Origin of the sequence: Mesorhizobium sp. B2-3-4 (assembly GCF_006442315.1) — a bacterium.
GTDB lineage: Bacteria > Pseudomonadota > Alphaproteobacteria > Rhizobiales > Rhizobiaceae > Mesorhizobium.
In genome coordinates, this window is the sequence record NZ_VFVY01000011.1 from 74,111 (window position 1) to 88,778 (window position 14,668).

The following is a 14,668-nucleotide window of genomic DNA, read 5'->3' on the forward strand; positions in this document are numbered from 1 at the left end:
GCTTGATGTCACCGATAATTTGACCGCTTGCGTAAGGTTGCCACGGCCACCTCAAGGGGTTAACGGGTGCGGCGAAGACCGCACCATCTGGACAGCAGGAACTGACCATGGGCAAGGTAACAGGCTTTCTCGAAATCGACCGTCAGGTGCACAAGTACCAGCCGGCCTCCGACCGCATCCGGCATTTCCGCGAATTCACGCTGCCGATGTCGGACAAGGAGGTCGAGAAACAGGCCGCGCGCTGCATGGATTGCGGCATTCCATTCTGCCACGGGCCGACAGGCTGCCCGATCCACAACCAGATCCCGGACTGGAACGACCTCGTCTACAACAGGGACTGGGACAACGCGATCCGCAACCTGCATTCGACCAACAATTTCCCGGAGTTCACCGGCCGCATCTGTCCCGCGCCCTGCGAGGAAGCCTGCACGCTGAACCTCGAGGATATTCCGGTTGCCATCAAGACGGTCGAACAGGCTATCGCCGACAAGGCCTATGAGACCGGTCATATCAGGCCCTATCCGCCGGAGAAGAAGACCGGCAAGCGGGTCGCCATCATCGGCTCCGGCCCGGCCGGCATGGCGGCCGCCCAGCAGCTCGGCCGTGCAGGGCACGACGTCCATGTCTATGAGCGCGAGAGCCGCCCGGGCGGGCTGATGCGCTACGGCATTCCCGACTTCAAGATCGAGAAGCACTATATCGACCGGCGCATCGAGCAGATGCAGGGCGAGGGCGTGACCTTCCATTGCGGCGTCAATGTCGGCGTCGACAAGCCCGTCGCCGAACTGCTCGCCGAGCATGATGCCGTGCTCTATTGCGGCGGCTCGGAAACGCCGCGCGCGGCCAATATTCCGGGAGACGATCTCGGCGGCGTCCACGATGCCATGCCCTATCTGGTGCAGCAGAACCGCCGTGTCGGCGGCGAGCCGATCCAGTCGGTGGCCTGGCCGTCGCATCCGATCATCGCCGGCGGCCAGCATGTCGTCGTCGTCGGCGGCGGCGACACCGCGTCCGACTGCGTCGGCACCGCCTTCCGCCAGGGCGCGGTGCGCGTCACCCAGCTCGACATCCGCCCGCAACCGCCCGAGAAGGAAGACAAGCTCGCGGTCTGGCCCTATTGGGCGACCAAGATGCGCACCTCGTCTTCGCAGGCCGAGGGCGCGGAGCGCGAATTCCAGGTGGCGACGCTCGAATTCATCGGCGAGGAAGGCCAGCTCACCGGCGTAAAGTGCTGCGAGGTCGACGAGAGGCGCAAGCCGATCGCAGGCACCGAATTCGTCATCCGCGCCGACCTCGCTTTCATCGCCATCGGCTTTGCCGGGCCGGCAACGGCCGGCGTGGCGGCTGAACTCGAAGGCGAGATGAAGATCGTCACCGACAGCCGCCGCTCGAGGAATGTCGAGGCCAATGACCGCGATTACAGGACCAGCGTCGACCGGCTCTATGCAGCTGGCGACGTGCGCCGCGGCCAGTCGCTGGTGGTCTGGGCAATCCGCGAGGGCCGCCAGGCGGCGCGCTCGATCGACGAGGCGCTGATGGGGTCGAGCGTGCTGCCGCGCTAAGGATTGATCGCCGTCGTCGTGTCGCTTGCAGCGGCCGTGGCCGCCGGACTTGCCTTGGGCGGCCAGGAAAAGTCGTCGGCGCGTCCGGGTGAAGCGTCCGGCGCCTTGCCCTCGATCACCAGCTTTTCCCCCGGAAGAGCCGGATTGGCCTGTGCCGGAGGGGCGGTGCCGAGCAATTCGGTGCCGCCGTCGAGCGCGGGATCGCTGAGCAGCATCGGCTGGGTTCGATCGATAACGATGGGCGCTGCCGCCGGAGCTGGAGCCTCGACAGGTGCGCCTGCCGGCGCCGCCGCCGGTGCGACGCTTCCAGGCGCCGCCAGTCCAAGGATCTTCAGCAGCGGCTTTTCAGTATAGAAGGCGAGTTTGCGCTTGCCGGCCTTGGACACGTTGATGCCGTCATCGGCGCGCAGCCGCACCGGCTGGCCGTTCATGTCGGGACCGTTGGTGATGAAGGCACCATTCTCGTCGACGAAGCCATCCCAGACATCGACGAATTCGCCGCCATGGCTCTCGGCCGCCTTGTGGTAGATGTCGTTGAAGGCCAGCATGTCGGAGGTCATCTTCGGCACCCGGAAGGCCGGCATGCCGACCCACAGGAAAGGCACCTTGGCGGTGGCGATCGCCTTGCCGAGTTCGTCGGTGCGGCGTTCGTACTCCTTGGTCCAGTTTTCGGAGCGGGGTTGCTCGCGCACGTCGCCGACCTTCATCTGCTGGCGGTCGTTGGAACCCAGCATGACGACCACGGCGGCCGGTTTTTCGGTTTCGATCAGCGATTTGATCTGTTCGGGCCAGTTGTAGAAATCATCGCGCACGAAGCCCGACGAACCGTTGCTGCGGACAATGATCCGGACGCCGGTATTCTCGGCGAAGGCCTCGTCCAGACCTTCGGAGAGGCCTGTCGCCATGAAGTCGCCGACCACCAGGACGGTGCGGGCATCAGGCGCTTTTTCGGCAACGGGCGTTACGGGCTCTGCTGGCGGGCGCGGCGCACGAGGCTTTTTCTTCGGCTTGGGCCTTGCCTTCTGGATGTCCTGCGGCGGCTCTACGCGCTCGCTGCGGCGGGGAAACAGAAGGTCGCGCAACGACCAGCCCCGGCTTTGCTGCGGCTGGTCCTGTGCCATGGCCGGAGCATGGATGGCGCCGGCCATGGCGATGGCGAGCACGGCGAGGGCCAGGATCAGCACCGGCATGCGACGAACGAACGTGCCGATGCGCGCAGGCCAAACCAATCGCTCCCTCCCTACTCAACCACGTCAGGCTTTATTTCTGCCTGAGCCATTTCAGCACTTCCATGCTCGGATAGCCATCCTGGGTCAAGCCGACCTTTGCCTGATAGGCCATGATGGCCGTCTTGGAGCCGTCGCCGATCTTACCGTCGAATTTGCCGTCATAAAGGCCGTGCTGGGAAAGCCGCTTCTGCAACTCCTGCCTCTCTTCGAAGGAGAGCTTGGTGAACGGACGTTTCCAATCCTGGACCAGGCCATTGCCGCCGGCGATCTCATCGGCAAGCAGGCCGACGGCGAGCGCGTATTTGTCGGCATTGTTGTAGGCCTTGATGACCGAGAAATTCCTGATCATCAGGAAAGCCGGTCCGCCACGGCCGTCCGGCACTTTCAGCGTCGCCTTGTCGGTGAGGTTCTTGAACGGCTTGCCGCTGGCCCTGACGACCCCGAGCGCCTGCCATTGCGCCAGCGTCTTCGAACCGCCCGGCAGCTTGCCGGCAGGCAGCGCGACTTCGTAGCCCCAGGTCTTGCCGGCCTGCCAGCCGTTCTTCTTCAAGAGATTGGCCGACGTCGCCAGCGCATCGGGGATGGAATTCCAGATGTCGCGCTTGCCATTGCCGTCCATATCGACGGCATAGTGCTGGTAGCTGGTCGGGATGAACTGGGTCTGGCCCATGGCGCCCGCCCAGGAGCCCATCAGGTGGCTTTCGTCGATATCGCCGGTCTGCAGGATCTTCAGCGCGGCTACCAGCTGGGTGCGGGCATATTTCGAGCGCTTCGGATCGCCATAACCCAGGGTCGCCAGCGAACGGATGACATTGCGCATGATGTCGTCGCGCTTGAGGATCTCGCCATAGTTCGATTCCATCGACCAGATGGCCAGGAGAACGTAGCGGTCGACGCCGAACCGGGCCTCGATCCTGTCCAGCCAAGGCTTCCACTTTTTCGCCATCTGCTGTCCGACGGAGACGGACTGGTCATGAACGCGGTTGTCGAAATAGTCCCAGGCGGGTGCGGTGAATTCGGGCTGGGTGCGCGCCTTTTCCAACACCACTGGATCGGGTTCCCTGATGTCGCGGAAAGCCTGGTCGTAGACGGCGCCGGAAACGCCGCCCGCCACGGCGGTGGCGCGGAAGCCGGCGACCCATTGCCTGAAGCCGGCGTCGGCGAAGGCCGGCCCTGTGGGGATCAGCAAGGCGAGCGAGAGGCCGGCCGCCGTCATGACGCTGGTGAAACGCTTTGCGGCATAGCGAACGGACATGTTTTCCTCCTTCTCTGTCTCAGGAAAGACCATTCATCGCCGAACCGGGTTAGGAATTAGTTTACCATAGGCGTTGCCTGGAACGAAAAGACACCTCGATGCTTTAACCGGTGGACGTTTCCCTCAACCGCCCAGTAATCTTTAATTCCGGCGTGAAAATGTCGCGAGACGGGGATTGCGGAGCCGGCCAGCAAACGGATAATTGAAAGCATGAAGAGAGTTCGCAAGGCAGTTTTCCCGGTCGCCGGTCTCGGTACGCGGTTTCTCCCAGCCACAAAGGCTGTCCCCAAGGAGATGCTGACGGTCGTCGACAGACCGGTCATCCAGTACGTCGTGGATGAGGCGCGCGAGGCGGGCATCGAGCATTTCATTTTCGTGACCGGCCGCAACAAGGCGGTCATCGAGGATCATTTCGATATCCAGTTCGAGCTCTATGATACGCTTGCCCAGCGCGGCAAGGACGAGCAGCTTGCCCGCCTGCAGCGGCTGCAGCCGGCGCCTGGCCAGACCAGCTTCACCCGCCAGCAGGTGCCGATGGGTCTTGGCCATGCGGTCTGGTGCGCCCGTGAACTGGTGGGCGACGAGCCGTTCGCGCTGTTGTTGCCCGACATGATCATGCAGTCGGAGAAGAGCTGCATGAAGGCGATGGTCGAGCTCTACGAGGAAACCGGCAACAACATCATCGCCGTGCAGGAATGCGACCCGGCCGAAACCCATAAATATGGCATTGTCGGGCGTGGCGAGGACACGCATCATGGCTTCCGCATCACCGAAATGGTCGAGAAGCCCAAGACCGGCACCGCGCCGTCCAACCTCTACATCAACGGCCGTTACATCCTGCAACCCGAGATCTTCGGGATTCTGGAAGGCCAGGAGAAGGGCGCCGGCAACGAAATCCAGCTCACCGACGCGATGTTGAAGCTGGAAAAACAGCAGGAATTCTACGGCTACCATTATCAGGGCCGGACCTTCGACTGCGGTTCGCCGGAAGGCTTCGTCGAGGCCAACGTCGCCTTCGCGCTGTGGCGCAACGACATGAACCAAAGCATGGCCGGCGTCATCCGCACACTGCTCGACGAGATGAAGCCGTCCGAGCGGCGGGGCGCCGCATTTTAGGCTCGCGCTTTCTTAACCTTGGGGCGAAGCAAGGAGCGGCGCGAACTCATTCGCCTTCAGCGCTGAACCTTGACGCCGAGATAGATAGAGTTGGCGGTGTAATCACGGCCGGGCAGGTTGCTGGTCAGCTTTTCGGTTCTCACCCGGCTGGTGAGGCCCGCATAGCGGTTCAGCCACCAGGTCAGGCCAGCCTCCGCGCTCAAGATCCTGTCATGGCCGTCAATGCCGACATAGTCGCGCCAGTCGAGGCCCAGAGCCGCGTTCGCGGTCAGATTGGCGCGGATCAGGCGTTCGCCCGTCAGGCGGCCAGAGTAGAGGATGTCGCCGCTTTCGCCTGATGTGGTCGTGGTCTCGACAGTCGTCTTGCCGGTCAGGCCGATCGTGGTGCCGCGTTCCGGCGACCATTTGAGGTCGGCGTTGACGGTGGCACCCGAAATCGCCTCCAGGCTCTTGTCGTCGATCGCCTCCCGCAGCCAGCCGGCGGAGAATTCACCCGACAGTTTCTCACCCATGTCGAGCTGCAGGCCGGCACGGGCACCGAGGCGCGTCGAGGAACGCTCGAAGCCTTCATTGTCGATGCGCTGGTCGTAGGCCCGGCGGCCGACCTCGATTTCGGTGAACGGGGTGAGGGCCGGGGAAATCTCGTAGCCGGTGCGCAAGGTCGCGGTGTAGAGCGTGTTGTCCTGATCCTTCTGCGACAGCGAGGTGCCGTCCGAGAGCTTGGCGTCGCCGTAGAAGTCGTGCGAGACGGCGCCGGTCAGCGTGTACTGCATCTTGCCGACCGCCTTTTCGAGAGCGACGCTGCCATCGATCGTCTGCCGCAGCGGCTGGGTGCTGACACCGGCAATGGCATCGGGCGAGGATGCCGATTCCGGCACGGCTTCGTAGCCGAGCTTGGCGATGGCGCGCAGCTCATTGTCGAGGTCGACATTGAGCTGACCCTCGATGCGGCCCTGCGCGTCGTGGACCGGGTAGCCCGACACCGTCTCGCGAAAGGTGCCGTAGCCATCGATTGTCGCTGAGTTTTCGCGCCAGTCGGAGGCGGCGGTAAAGCGCAGCGCCGTCTCGGACAGCACCGCCGACGTGCCGGCACTGCTCGAATCGCCATTGGTCGTGGCCGTAAGCCCCTGCTCGATGGTCGGCCGGATGACGAAGGAGCCCCATTTGACGCCGGTGGCGGCGAATGGATCATCCTCTGCCTTCTTGTTCTGGCCCTCGATCGCAGCGGTGCGCTCGGCGCCGGGATCGAGTTTCTGCTTGTCGACACTGTCGATGGTGAGCGCACGGCGGTTGGCGGCTTCCTGGTCCGCCGCGCTGCTGTCGGTGTCGTCCGTCGTCGCGGTCTTGCCCGTCGTGGCGGTTGTGGTCGAATCCGTGGCCGCCGTGGTGGTCTTTTTCTTCTTCGACTTGTCGGCAGCCTTGTCCTTTGCCTTGTCGGCCGCGCTCTGCCGGGGTGCGCGGCGCGGCTTGGGCGGGGCAGGCGTGTCGGCGGCGGCGGTGTCGTCGCCGGCCTGGGGCGGGTCGAAGACGCTGGTGGTCGCGTTTGGAGCATCCGTGTCGTCAGGGACGGCGCCGGCGCTGGCCGGCAGATAGGTGCGCGCCGGCGCATTGTCCTGCGCGGCCTGGGCCGCTTGCTGGGCAAGAACCAGATTTCTCGCCTTGCGCTGCTGGTCGGACAGGATCGCCGATTCGGAGACTTCTCCACGAAGTTCGGTTTCCTGGGCGTGGAGGGGTGCCGGGCGCAGCAAGGCAAGAACGCTGGTCGCCAGCAGCAAGGCGCAAACCGCCTTGCCCCGTCGTCCTCTCGATTTTTCTGGCTGGACCCCGGACATCGCCACCACTGCTTGCGCGGCGCATGCGCGCCATACTTACCGAACCGTAAATGGGGATGGTTAACGGAGGGTTGAGGCAGGCCGCCGTTCGCGGGTTAAAGTGCCATTGTTTCGAGGGGCTGATGATGCGTTGGAATTCCGCGATGCCGGATGCCCCGTCGCCATTTCCGTTGGACAGGCGGACGGCAAAGCGCTAATCGCATCACCATGCAGGCGAGACCTCTCGATAAGAAGCCTCTGGACAGGCAGGCGTCAATTGATTCGGCGCTGAGAACCGTGGCAACCGAGCAAGCCGGGATCGCCGCTCTTGCCGAAGCGCTTGAGAACGGGCTGGCGATACCTTTTGCCCAGGCCGTCGACATCATCTCGAAGATCGAGGGCCGGGTCATCGTCACCGGTGTCGGCAAAAGCGGCCATATCGGTTCCAAGATCGCTGCGACGCTGGCCTCGACCGGGACGCCGGCCTTCTTCGTCCATCCCGTGGAAGCCAATCATGGCGATCTCGGCATGATCGCCAGGGACGATGCCATCATCGCCATCTCCTGGTCGGGTGAGAGCAAGGAGATGATGGGCATCGTCGCCTATTCCCGGCGCTTCTCCATCCCGCTCATCGCCGTCACCTCCGGAGAGACCTCCGCGCTGGCGCGCGCGGCCGATGTCGTGCTTTTGTTGCCGCGCGCCCCCGAGGCCTGCCCGCATGGCCTGGCGCCGACGACGTCGACACTGCTGCAACTGGTCGTCGGCGACGCGCTGGCGATCGCGCTACTCGAGGCGCGGGGCTTCACGCCGGACCATTTCCGCACCTTCCATCCCGGCGGCCAGCTCGGCGCCAACCTGACCATGGTCTCCGAGATCATGCGGGTCGGTGATCAGATGCCACTGGCCGTGCTCGGCACCAAGATGCCCGAAGCGGTGATGACGTTGTCGCAGAAAAAGGTCGGTTGCGTGCTGATCGTCGACGCTCATGGCGAACTGGCCGGCATCATCACCGATGGCGACGTGGCGCGCAATCTGCACCGCAACCTCGCCGACGTCATCGTCGACGAGGTGATGACCCGCACGCCCAAAACGGTCGACCCGCAGACGCTTGCCGGCACGGCGATCGCGCTGCTCAACGAGCACAATATCGGCGCGCTGGTGGTGACCAGGAACAACATGCCGCTCGGCGTTGTTCATTTCCACGATCTGTTGCGCATCGGCGCCGCCTGAGATGTACCGATATTCAGGTGAGAGGCCGGTCTGCAAACTCGGCCTGACCTGAATCTCGGCACATCTTGCGCAATGGCGCGGTCAGAATTTCAGACCCGCTCCACCGTCAGTTCCAGATCTGTGTCGGCGGCGGCGGTGACGCGCACCTGCGTGCCTGCCGGCAGGTCCGGGCCGGAGACGCGCCACAGCGTGTCGCCGAGCTTGATACGGCCGCGGCCGTCGCGGATCGGTTCGGCGAGCGTCGCCATCCTGCCCACCATCTGTGCGCCGCGGCGGTTTAGCAGCGGCTGATCGGTCGGCTGGTCGCGTCCGCCCATCAGTTTCTTGCCGACAAAGGCCGAAACCAGCGACAGAACGAGGAACAGGAGCACCTGGACCTGCCATGTCCAGATGGCGGCATCCCAGATCAGCAGCGACACCGCGCCGACGATCAGCGCGGCGATGCCGATCCAGAGCATGAAGAAACCGGGCGCGATGACTTCTACAACCAGCAGCACGAAGCCCAGGACCATCCAGTTCCACGGGCCGAGTTCAGAAACGATGCGATCGATCATGAGAGCAATCTCCTACGATCTCAGTTCTCGCTCGGGCGAACCACCGGCGGACGCGCGGCCTGCCTTTGCGCGCCGCTCGTGCCTTCGCCGCGGAAGACTTCCTTGGCGATTTCGCCAATGCCGCCAAGCGTGCCGATCAGCGAGGAGGCTTCCAGCGGCATCAGCACGACCTTGCTGTTGGTGGCCGAACCGATCCTGGTCAGCGCCTCGGTGTATTTCTGGGCGACGAAGTAGTTCAGGGCCTGGACGTCACCCTTGGAAATCGCTTCCGACACCACCTGGGTGGCGCGGGCTTCGGCCTCGGCGGAGCGTTCACGCGCCTCGGCATCGCGGAAGGCCGCTTCCTTGCGGCCCTCGGCCTCGAGGATCTGCGACTGCTTGAGGCCCTCGGCGGCCAGGATCTGCGCGCGCTTGTTGCGCTCGGCGGTCATCTGTCGACCCATCGATTCGATGAGGTTGGCCGGCGGGTTGATGTCCTTGATCTCGACGCGGGTGATCTTGATGCCCCAGGGGTGCGCCGCCTCGTCGACGACGCGCAGCAGGCGTTCGTTGATGGCGTCGCGGTTGGACAACAGCTCGTCGAGGTCCATAGAACCCATGACGGTACGGATGTTGGTCATTGTCAGGTTGAGGATCGCGTTCTGCAAGCCGGCAACCTGATATGCGGCCTGTGCCGCGTTGAGGATCTGGTAGAAGGCGATGCCGTCGACACCGACTATGGCGTTGTCGCGGGTGATGATCTCCTGGCTCGGAACGTCGAGCACCTGCTCCATCATGTTCATCTTGGCGCCGATGCGGTCGACGAACGGCGTGATGATGTTGAGGCCCGGGCTCAGTGTCCTGGTGTAACGACCAAAGCGTTCGACGGTATAGTTATAGCCCTGCGGAATTGTCTTGATGCCTTTGAACAGCACCAGCACGACAAGCGCGACCAGAACAACGACCGCAATATCGAAACCACTGAAATCCATTTGGCTCTCCCTCGGAAGCAGGCCGCGCGAGCCATTCCCGCGCCGTCGGCCTCACCAAAGACTTAAGTGTGTTTCAGCAGCGTTACAATCAGGTGATGAGGGATTGTTTGCGCAAATACAATCAACGATTGAAAGCGAACAGCCCTGCATCCGTATCGTCATCTCCGCGGATCGCGGCCGAGACTGTTTCCGAAGCGATCCGCGAGAAGGTGATGCCGTTGCCGCCATAACCCATGACGGCATGGATGCGGGGGTGCCGGGGAACGGTGCCGATATAGGGCAGGCCTGTCGTCGTGGTTCCGAACGAACCGGTCCAGGCAAATTCCGGGCTGATGTCGAGACGCGGGAAGAGCCGGCCAAGTTTCTCGGCGATGCGTTCGCTCTTGGCGGCGATCATTGCGTCGCGCCGGCCTTCGTCGGTGAAGTCTTCATCCTCGCCCCCGCAGATAACCCGGCCATCGGCGGTTGCCCTGGCATAGAGGTAGGGATCCGATGCCTCCCAGATGAAGGCCGCACACGGCCACAGCTTTCGCGGCTGCGGCCGCGTCGCGATTGCCCAGGTCGAGATGATCCGGTGGGCCGCCGCCGGCACGATGTCGGCCAGTTCGTAGCCGGTGGCGAGCACGACATGCCGTGCGGTGATGGTGGGGCCGTCCCTGGTTGCCACGATCACCTCATCGACACCGTCCTTGATCGCGGTTGCTTCGACGGGAGCGTAGAAGCGTGCCTTGCCCCCGAGCGCCTTGCGCAGCAGCCCCGCGGTCAGCTTGCGCGGGTCGAGCGCGATATTGCCGTGGCTGAGGATGGCGCCGCCGCGATCGATGCCGAACGCTTCGGCGAGCGGCTGCGGGGTCAGATAGGTCGCGGCGATGCCCGCTTGCCGACGCGCGTCGGCTTCCTCGCGCAATTCCGAGGGGCCGAGCACGGTGCCGGCCAGATACAGCGACTGCGTGCGGCGCATGTCGCAGTTGATGCCGAGTTCGGCGATGCGGGCAGCAAGGTTGGAAACGGCAAGCCGTGAGCGTCGCCAGGCCTGCCGGGCCTCGGCTCTGCCGATCATCTTCGACAGGATCGATAGCGGTTGGTCGATTTCGAACTGCACCAGCGCCGTGGTTGCCGCCGTTGAGCCTTTGAGCGGGCCACGCCGGTCGATACAGATCACTGCGTGACCATCCGCCGTCAGCGCCTCGGCCATCATGGCGCCGCTGATGCCCATGCCGACGATCAGCACGTCGGTCTTGACGTCCCGGGCCAGACTGTCGGTCGGCACGGCGGGCGCGCGATAAGCCGACCAGACAGGGCGGCCGGTTCTGAGGTCGAGTTTGCGACGCATCGAGTTCTCCGGGAGGCGCGCCTCAACGCCCCGGAGTTACCGTTGTTCCGGTGTCATAGCGGCGAACCGCTTTGAGTCTTTGCTGAAGCAATTCCGGACGGCAAACCGCTTCAAACTTTTCCTGGAATTGCTTTATGCCCAGCCCGCCAGTTCGCGGCGCACCATCGCCTCGATCACCGCCATGCCCTCGGCGCTGTCGTTGAGGCAAGGGATGTGGGCGAAATTCCTGCCGCCGGCATGGTGGAAGGTCTCCTCGACCTCGCGGCCGATCTCGTCCAGCGTCTCGATGCAGTCGACGGAAAAGCCGGGATTGACGATGGCGATCGATTTGACGCCGTCCTTGGCCAGTTTCTCGACCGTCTTGTCGGTGTAGGGCTGGAGCCATTCCTGCGCCCCGAAGCGCGACTGGAAGGTGGTGATGAGCTTCTTTTCGTCCCAGCCGAGTTTCTCGCGCAGCAGCCTTGTCGTCTCCAGGCAATGCGCCTGATAGGGATCGCCCTTGTCGGAATAGGGTTTGGGGATGCCGTGATAGGACGTGATGACCACTTCCGGCTCGAAATCGAGACCTGCCAGATGCCGGGCGATCGAGCCGGCGAGCGCCTCGATATAGACCGGTTCGGCATAATAGGGCGGCACGCTGCGGATGGCCGGCGCGGCGCGCATCTTCATCAAGGCGCGGAAGAGCTGGTCATTGGCGGTGGCCGTCGTCGTTGCCGAATATTGCGGATAGAGCGGGAAGGAGAGGATGCGGTCACAGCCCTGGGCGACCAGCCTCTCGGCGACGCTTGCCGTCGAAGGATTGCCGTAGCGCATGGCCCAGTCGACGACCACGTCGGGAAGGTCGCGCAGCGCGTCGGCCAGCTTTTCGGATTGGGCGCGCGTATAGGTGCGCAGCGGCGATTCATTCTTTTCCCGGTTCCAGATCCTGGCGTAGTTGGCGCCGGACTTCTTCGGTCGCGTGGTCAGCACCAGCCCATAGAGGATCGGGTACCAGATCGCCTTGTTGAGCTCGATGACGCGCGGATCGGACAGGAACTCGCGGAGGTAGCGCCACATCGGCTTGAATTCGGTGCCGTCGGGCGTGCCGAGATTGATCAGCATGACGCCGACCTTGCCGGCCGTGGCAGGCGCGCGGCCCGCCGTTGGGCCGACAGGCTTGACCGTCTTGGGATCGACAAGGTTGGCAGGCGTCATAGGGGTTCTCCGGACACGGCGTGAACCTAGCGATGGCGCGCCGGTTTTCAATGCTGCGTCTGGCCGCACCATACCGCCTTTGAGGCCGGAAGCAGAACACCCGCCGGCTTTTGCCTGGCGGGTGTCCTGGCTGAAAGCGAAATGACCTTACTTCGCCGGGATGGTCAGCGTCGCGCCCGGCATCAGCCGATGCGGCCGTTGACCCTTGTTCGCCTCATAGATGAGCTTCCACTTGGTGGCATCGCCATAGGCCTTCTTTGCCAGATCCCAGTAGGTATCGCCGGTAACGATGACATGGCTGCCTGTGGCGGGTGCTGCTTCAGCTGGCTTTGCCGCTTCGGCTGGCGCGGGTGCCGCCGGCGCCGGCGCGGTCTCCGCGGGCTTGGCCGGTTCGGCAGGTGTCGGTGGTGGCGGCGCGTTGTCAGTCGATACGGCGGGCGGCGTGTTGGCGATCTCGCCGGAGTTGGCGGGCAGTTCAGGTATCGCAGGTGCGGTCTCCGCCGGTTTTGCAGGTTCGGCGGGTTTAGCAGCCTCGGCCGGCGCGGGCTCCGTGGGCTTGACCGGTTCGGCAGGCTTGGTTTCGGCGGGTTTGGCCGGCTCGGCGGCAGGTGCTGCCGCTGTCGTCGCGGCGATCTCGGTGATGCGGCCGTCGAGCTTCGGTGTGTAGGGGCGGTGGGCGGCGAGATAGTCGGCCACGACCTGTTCGAGGCCCGGACCGTAATCGTAGGCGTTCTTGGCCTTTTCGGCGAAGACCTTGTAGCCGTCGCCGCCCTGGCGGACATAGTTGTTGGTCGCGACCAGGTAATCCTTGTCGGGATTGATCGGCGCCCAGGCACCGCTTTCCATCACCTCCACCGACTTCACGCGGCCGGCATTGGGCGCGACCGACTTGTCGAAGGAATATTTGAGGCCCGCCACCTGCGGAAAGCGGCCGGCGCCGTCCTCGATCTGGCTGAGACCGCCTTCGAGCCCGGCGACCAGATCCTTGCCGGAAATCTGGAAGGTCGCCAACGTGTTCTGGAAGGGCAGCACGGTCAGCACCTCGCCCATGGTGACGGTGCCCTTGTCGATCGAGGCGCGCAAACCGCCGCCATTGGAGATGACGATCTCGACGCCCTGTCCCTTGACGCGGTCGAGGATGGCGTCGGAGACGAGGTTGCCCATCGCGCATTCCTTGGCGCGGCAGCTTTCGCGGCTGCCGTCGACCACGTCGGTGGTCTCGGCCACTTCCTTGTTCTTCAGCGCCTCGATCGGTGCGCCGAGCTCCTTGATGCGGGCGAGCACCGCCGGATCGGGCGTGATCGACTTGTCGAGGAAGATCGGGTCGCCGCTCGCCGATTTGACGTTGCCATTGTCGTCGAAGACGACCTTGAACTCGCCGAGATATTTCGAATAGGACGCCGCCTGCACCACCGGCACCTTGTAGCCGCCGGGGTTGTCGACCATCGTCGGGTAGGGGCCGGCCGCTTTCGGATCGGTGTTGGACAGAAGCGTGTGGCTGTGGCCGCCGACGACGACGTCGATGCCGGGGATCTTGGCGATGACATCACGCTCCCTGTTGTAGCCGATATGGGTCACCGCGATGATCTTGTTGATGCCTTGCGCCTTGAGCTTCTCGACCTCTGCCGTGATCGACTTGACGTCGTCCGCGATGGCGATGTTGGGACCGGGGGAGGCGAGTTCTGGCGTGTCATTGGTGACTGCGCCGACAATGCCGATCTTCTGGCCGCCGACCTCGACCACGATCGACGGCTTGATCTTGCCCGCCGCGCCGGACTTGTCGTTGGGCACGACATTGGCACTGACGATCGGGAATTTCGCCTTGTCGAGGTAAGGCACCAGCGCGCTCTCGCCGTCGTCGAATTCATGGTTGCCGAGCGTCACCGCGTCGGGCTTGATCTGATTGAGGAATTCCTCTTCCGCAGCGCCCTTGTAGGTGATGTAGAACAGCGATCCCTGGAAGCTGTCGCCCGCGTTGAGCAGCAACACGTTCTGGCCTTCCAGCTTCTTGCGTTCCTGGGCGATGGCCGTGATCAGCCGGCCGGCGCCGCCAATGCATTCGCCCTTGGTTTCCTCATCCGCCGAACAGGTCGATTCATATTTGTTGTTGCCTTCGATGCGGCTGTGCCAGTCGTTGAAGTGCAAAATGTTCAGTGTGTAGTCGGCAAAGGATGCGCCGGCCGACAGGCCGAGCGTGGAGGCGGAAAGGGCGGCAATGGCGGCAAATTTCTTCATCTTCGTCTCCCGGTAGGCCGATCAAAGGCGTTTAACGCTCTTGCTTGACTGGGATATTACAGCCAGCGATCGGCTCATGTTCCCATCGCGTTCCGGATGACGCAAGCGGAAATGCCGGGGTATTTGCGAGCGCAAAACCCGGCGTATTTGCCTGCGCAAAACCCGGGGTGTTTGCCTG

Annotated in this window: 11 protein-coding genes; 3 read left to right on the plus strand and 8 right to left on the minus strand. The window is 63.8% G+C overall.

Features of this window, described 5'->3' with window-relative positions:
• Positions 1-107 precede the first annotated feature (107 nt).
• Positions 108-1,562, plus strand: a complete 1,455-nt coding sequence (locus FJ967_RS17810; protein ID WP_140733134.1) for a glutamate synthase subunit beta — start codon at positions 108-110, stop codon at positions 1,560-1,562.
• On the opposite strand, the gene FJ967_RS17815 is transcribed toward FJ967_RS17810, so the two are convergent.
• Together FJ967_RS17815 and FJ967_RS17820 are read right to left on the minus strand one after the other, a co-directional pair.
• A complete protein-coding gene (locus FJ967_RS17815) occupies positions 1,559-2,791 on the minus strand; it encodes a DUF459 domain-containing protein (protein WP_181175948.1) in 1,233 nt (410 codons plus the stop codon). The two genes, FJ967_RS17810 and FJ967_RS17815, sit on opposite strands and share 4 nt — an antisense overlap.
• 31 nt (positions 2,792-2,822) lie before the next feature.
• Positions 2,823-4,046, minus strand: coding sequence for a lytic murein transglycosylase (locus FJ967_RS17820; protein ID WP_140733135.1), 1,224 nt, complete (start codon positions 4,044-4,046; stop codon positions 2,823-2,825).
• A 201-nt stretch (positions 4,047-4,247) separates the two neighbouring features.
• Between FJ967_RS17820 and galU the strand changes: the two genes are divergently transcribed.
• Positions 4,248-5,162: a UTP--glucose-1-phosphate uridylyltransferase GalU gene (gene galU / locus FJ967_RS17825; protein ID WP_181175972.1), complete on the plus strand. Its 915-nt coding sequence runs from the start codon at positions 4,248-4,250 to the stop codon at positions 5,160-5,162.
• A gap of 56 nt (positions 5,163-5,218) precedes the next feature.
• On the opposite strand, the gene FJ967_RS17830 is transcribed toward galU, so the two are convergent.
• Positions 5,219-6,994 carry an outer membrane beta-barrel protein gene (locus FJ967_RS17830; RefSeq protein WP_181175950.1) on the minus strand — a complete coding sequence of 592 codons (1,776 nt, stop codon included), beginning with the start codon at positions 6,992-6,994 and terminating at the stop codon, positions 5,219-5,221.
• A 207-nt stretch (positions 6,995-7,201) separates the two neighbouring features.
• Here FJ967_RS17830 and FJ967_RS17835 point away from each other — a divergent pair, with 207 nt between their 5' ends.
• A complete protein-coding gene (locus FJ967_RS17835) occupies positions 7,202-8,203 on the plus strand; it encodes a KpsF/GutQ family sugar-phosphate isomerase (RefSeq protein WP_140733138.1) in 1,002 nt (333 codons plus the stop codon).
• An 89-nt stretch (positions 8,204-8,292) separates the two neighbouring features.
• Here the strand turns inward: FJ967_RS17835 and FJ967_RS17840 are convergent, their stop codons facing one another.
• The 5 genes from FJ967_RS17840 to FJ967_RS17860 all read right to left on the minus strand — a co-directional run bounded on the left by FJ967_RS17840 (position 8,293) and on the right by FJ967_RS17860 (position 14,490).
• Entirely contained in the window at positions 8,293-8,757 is a 465-nt protein-coding gene (locus tag FJ967_RS17840) for an NfeD family protein (protein ID WP_140704399.1), read from the minus strand.
• Between the two features lie 20 nt (positions 8,758-8,777).
• Complete coding sequence (locus tag FJ967_RS17845; RefSeq protein ID WP_140733139.1) at positions 8,778-9,728, minus strand: SPFH domain-containing protein; 951 nt, start codon at positions 9,726-9,728, stop codon at positions 8,778-8,780.
• A 121-nt stretch (positions 9,729-9,849) separates the two neighbouring features.
• Positions 9,850-11,061 (minus strand): FAD-binding oxidoreductase, encoded by a 1,212-nt coding sequence (locus FJ967_RS17850; protein ID WP_140733140.1) that lies wholly within the window; start codon positions 11,059-11,061, stop codon positions 9,850-9,852.
• A gap of 132 nt (positions 11,062-11,193) precedes the next feature.
• The gene (gene hemH / locus FJ967_RS17855; RefSeq protein ID WP_140733141.1) at positions 11,194-12,255 is read right to left on the minus strand and encodes a ferrochelatase; all 1,062 of its coding nucleotides are present in this window, start codon (positions 12,253-12,255) and stop codon (positions 11,194-11,196) included.
• A gap of 147 nt (positions 12,256-12,402) precedes the next feature.
• Positions 12,403-14,490, minus strand: a complete 2,088-nt coding sequence (locus FJ967_RS17860; RefSeq protein WP_140733142.1) for a bifunctional UDP-sugar hydrolase/5'-nucleotidase — start codon at positions 14,488-14,490, stop codon at positions 12,403-12,405.
• Positions 14,491-14,668 lie beyond the last annotated feature (178 nt).

Coding starts and splice junctions, on each gene's coding strand:
- FJ967_RS17820 (WP_140733135.1), bottom strand. CDS start 4,046: ATGTCCGTTCGCTATGCCGCAAAGCGTTTCACCAGCGTCATGACGGCG.
- FJ967_RS17840 (WP_140704399.1), bottom strand. CDS start 8,757: ATGATCGATCGCATCGTTTCTGAACTCGGCCCGTGGAACTGGATGGTC.
- FJ967_RS17845 (WP_140733139.1), bottom strand. CDS start 9,728: ATGGATTTCAGTGGTTTCGATATTGCGGTCGTTGTTCTGGTCGCGCTT.
- FJ967_RS17860 (WP_140733142.1), bottom strand. CDS start 14,490: ATGAAGAAATTTGCCGCCATTGCCGCCCTTTCCGCCTCCACGCTCGGC.
- FJ967_RS17850 (WP_140733140.1), bottom strand. CDS start 11,061: ATGCGTCGCAAACTCGACCTCAGAACCGGCCGCCCTGTCTGGTCGGCT.
- FJ967_RS17830 (WP_181175950.1), bottom strand. CDS start 6,994: ATGTCCGGGGTCCAGCCAGAAAAATCGAGAGGACGACGGGGCAAGGCG.
- hemH (WP_140733141.1), bottom strand. CDS start 12,255: ATGACGCCTGCCAACCTTGTCGATCCCAAGACGGTCAAGCCTGTCGGC.
- FJ967_RS17810 (WP_140733134.1), top strand. CDS start 108: ATGGGCAAGGTAACAGGCTTTCTCGAAATCGACCGTCAGGTGCACAAG.
- FJ967_RS17835 (WP_140733138.1), top strand. CDS start 7,202: ATGCAGGCGAGACCTCTCGATAAGAAGCCTCTGGACAGGCAGGCGTCA.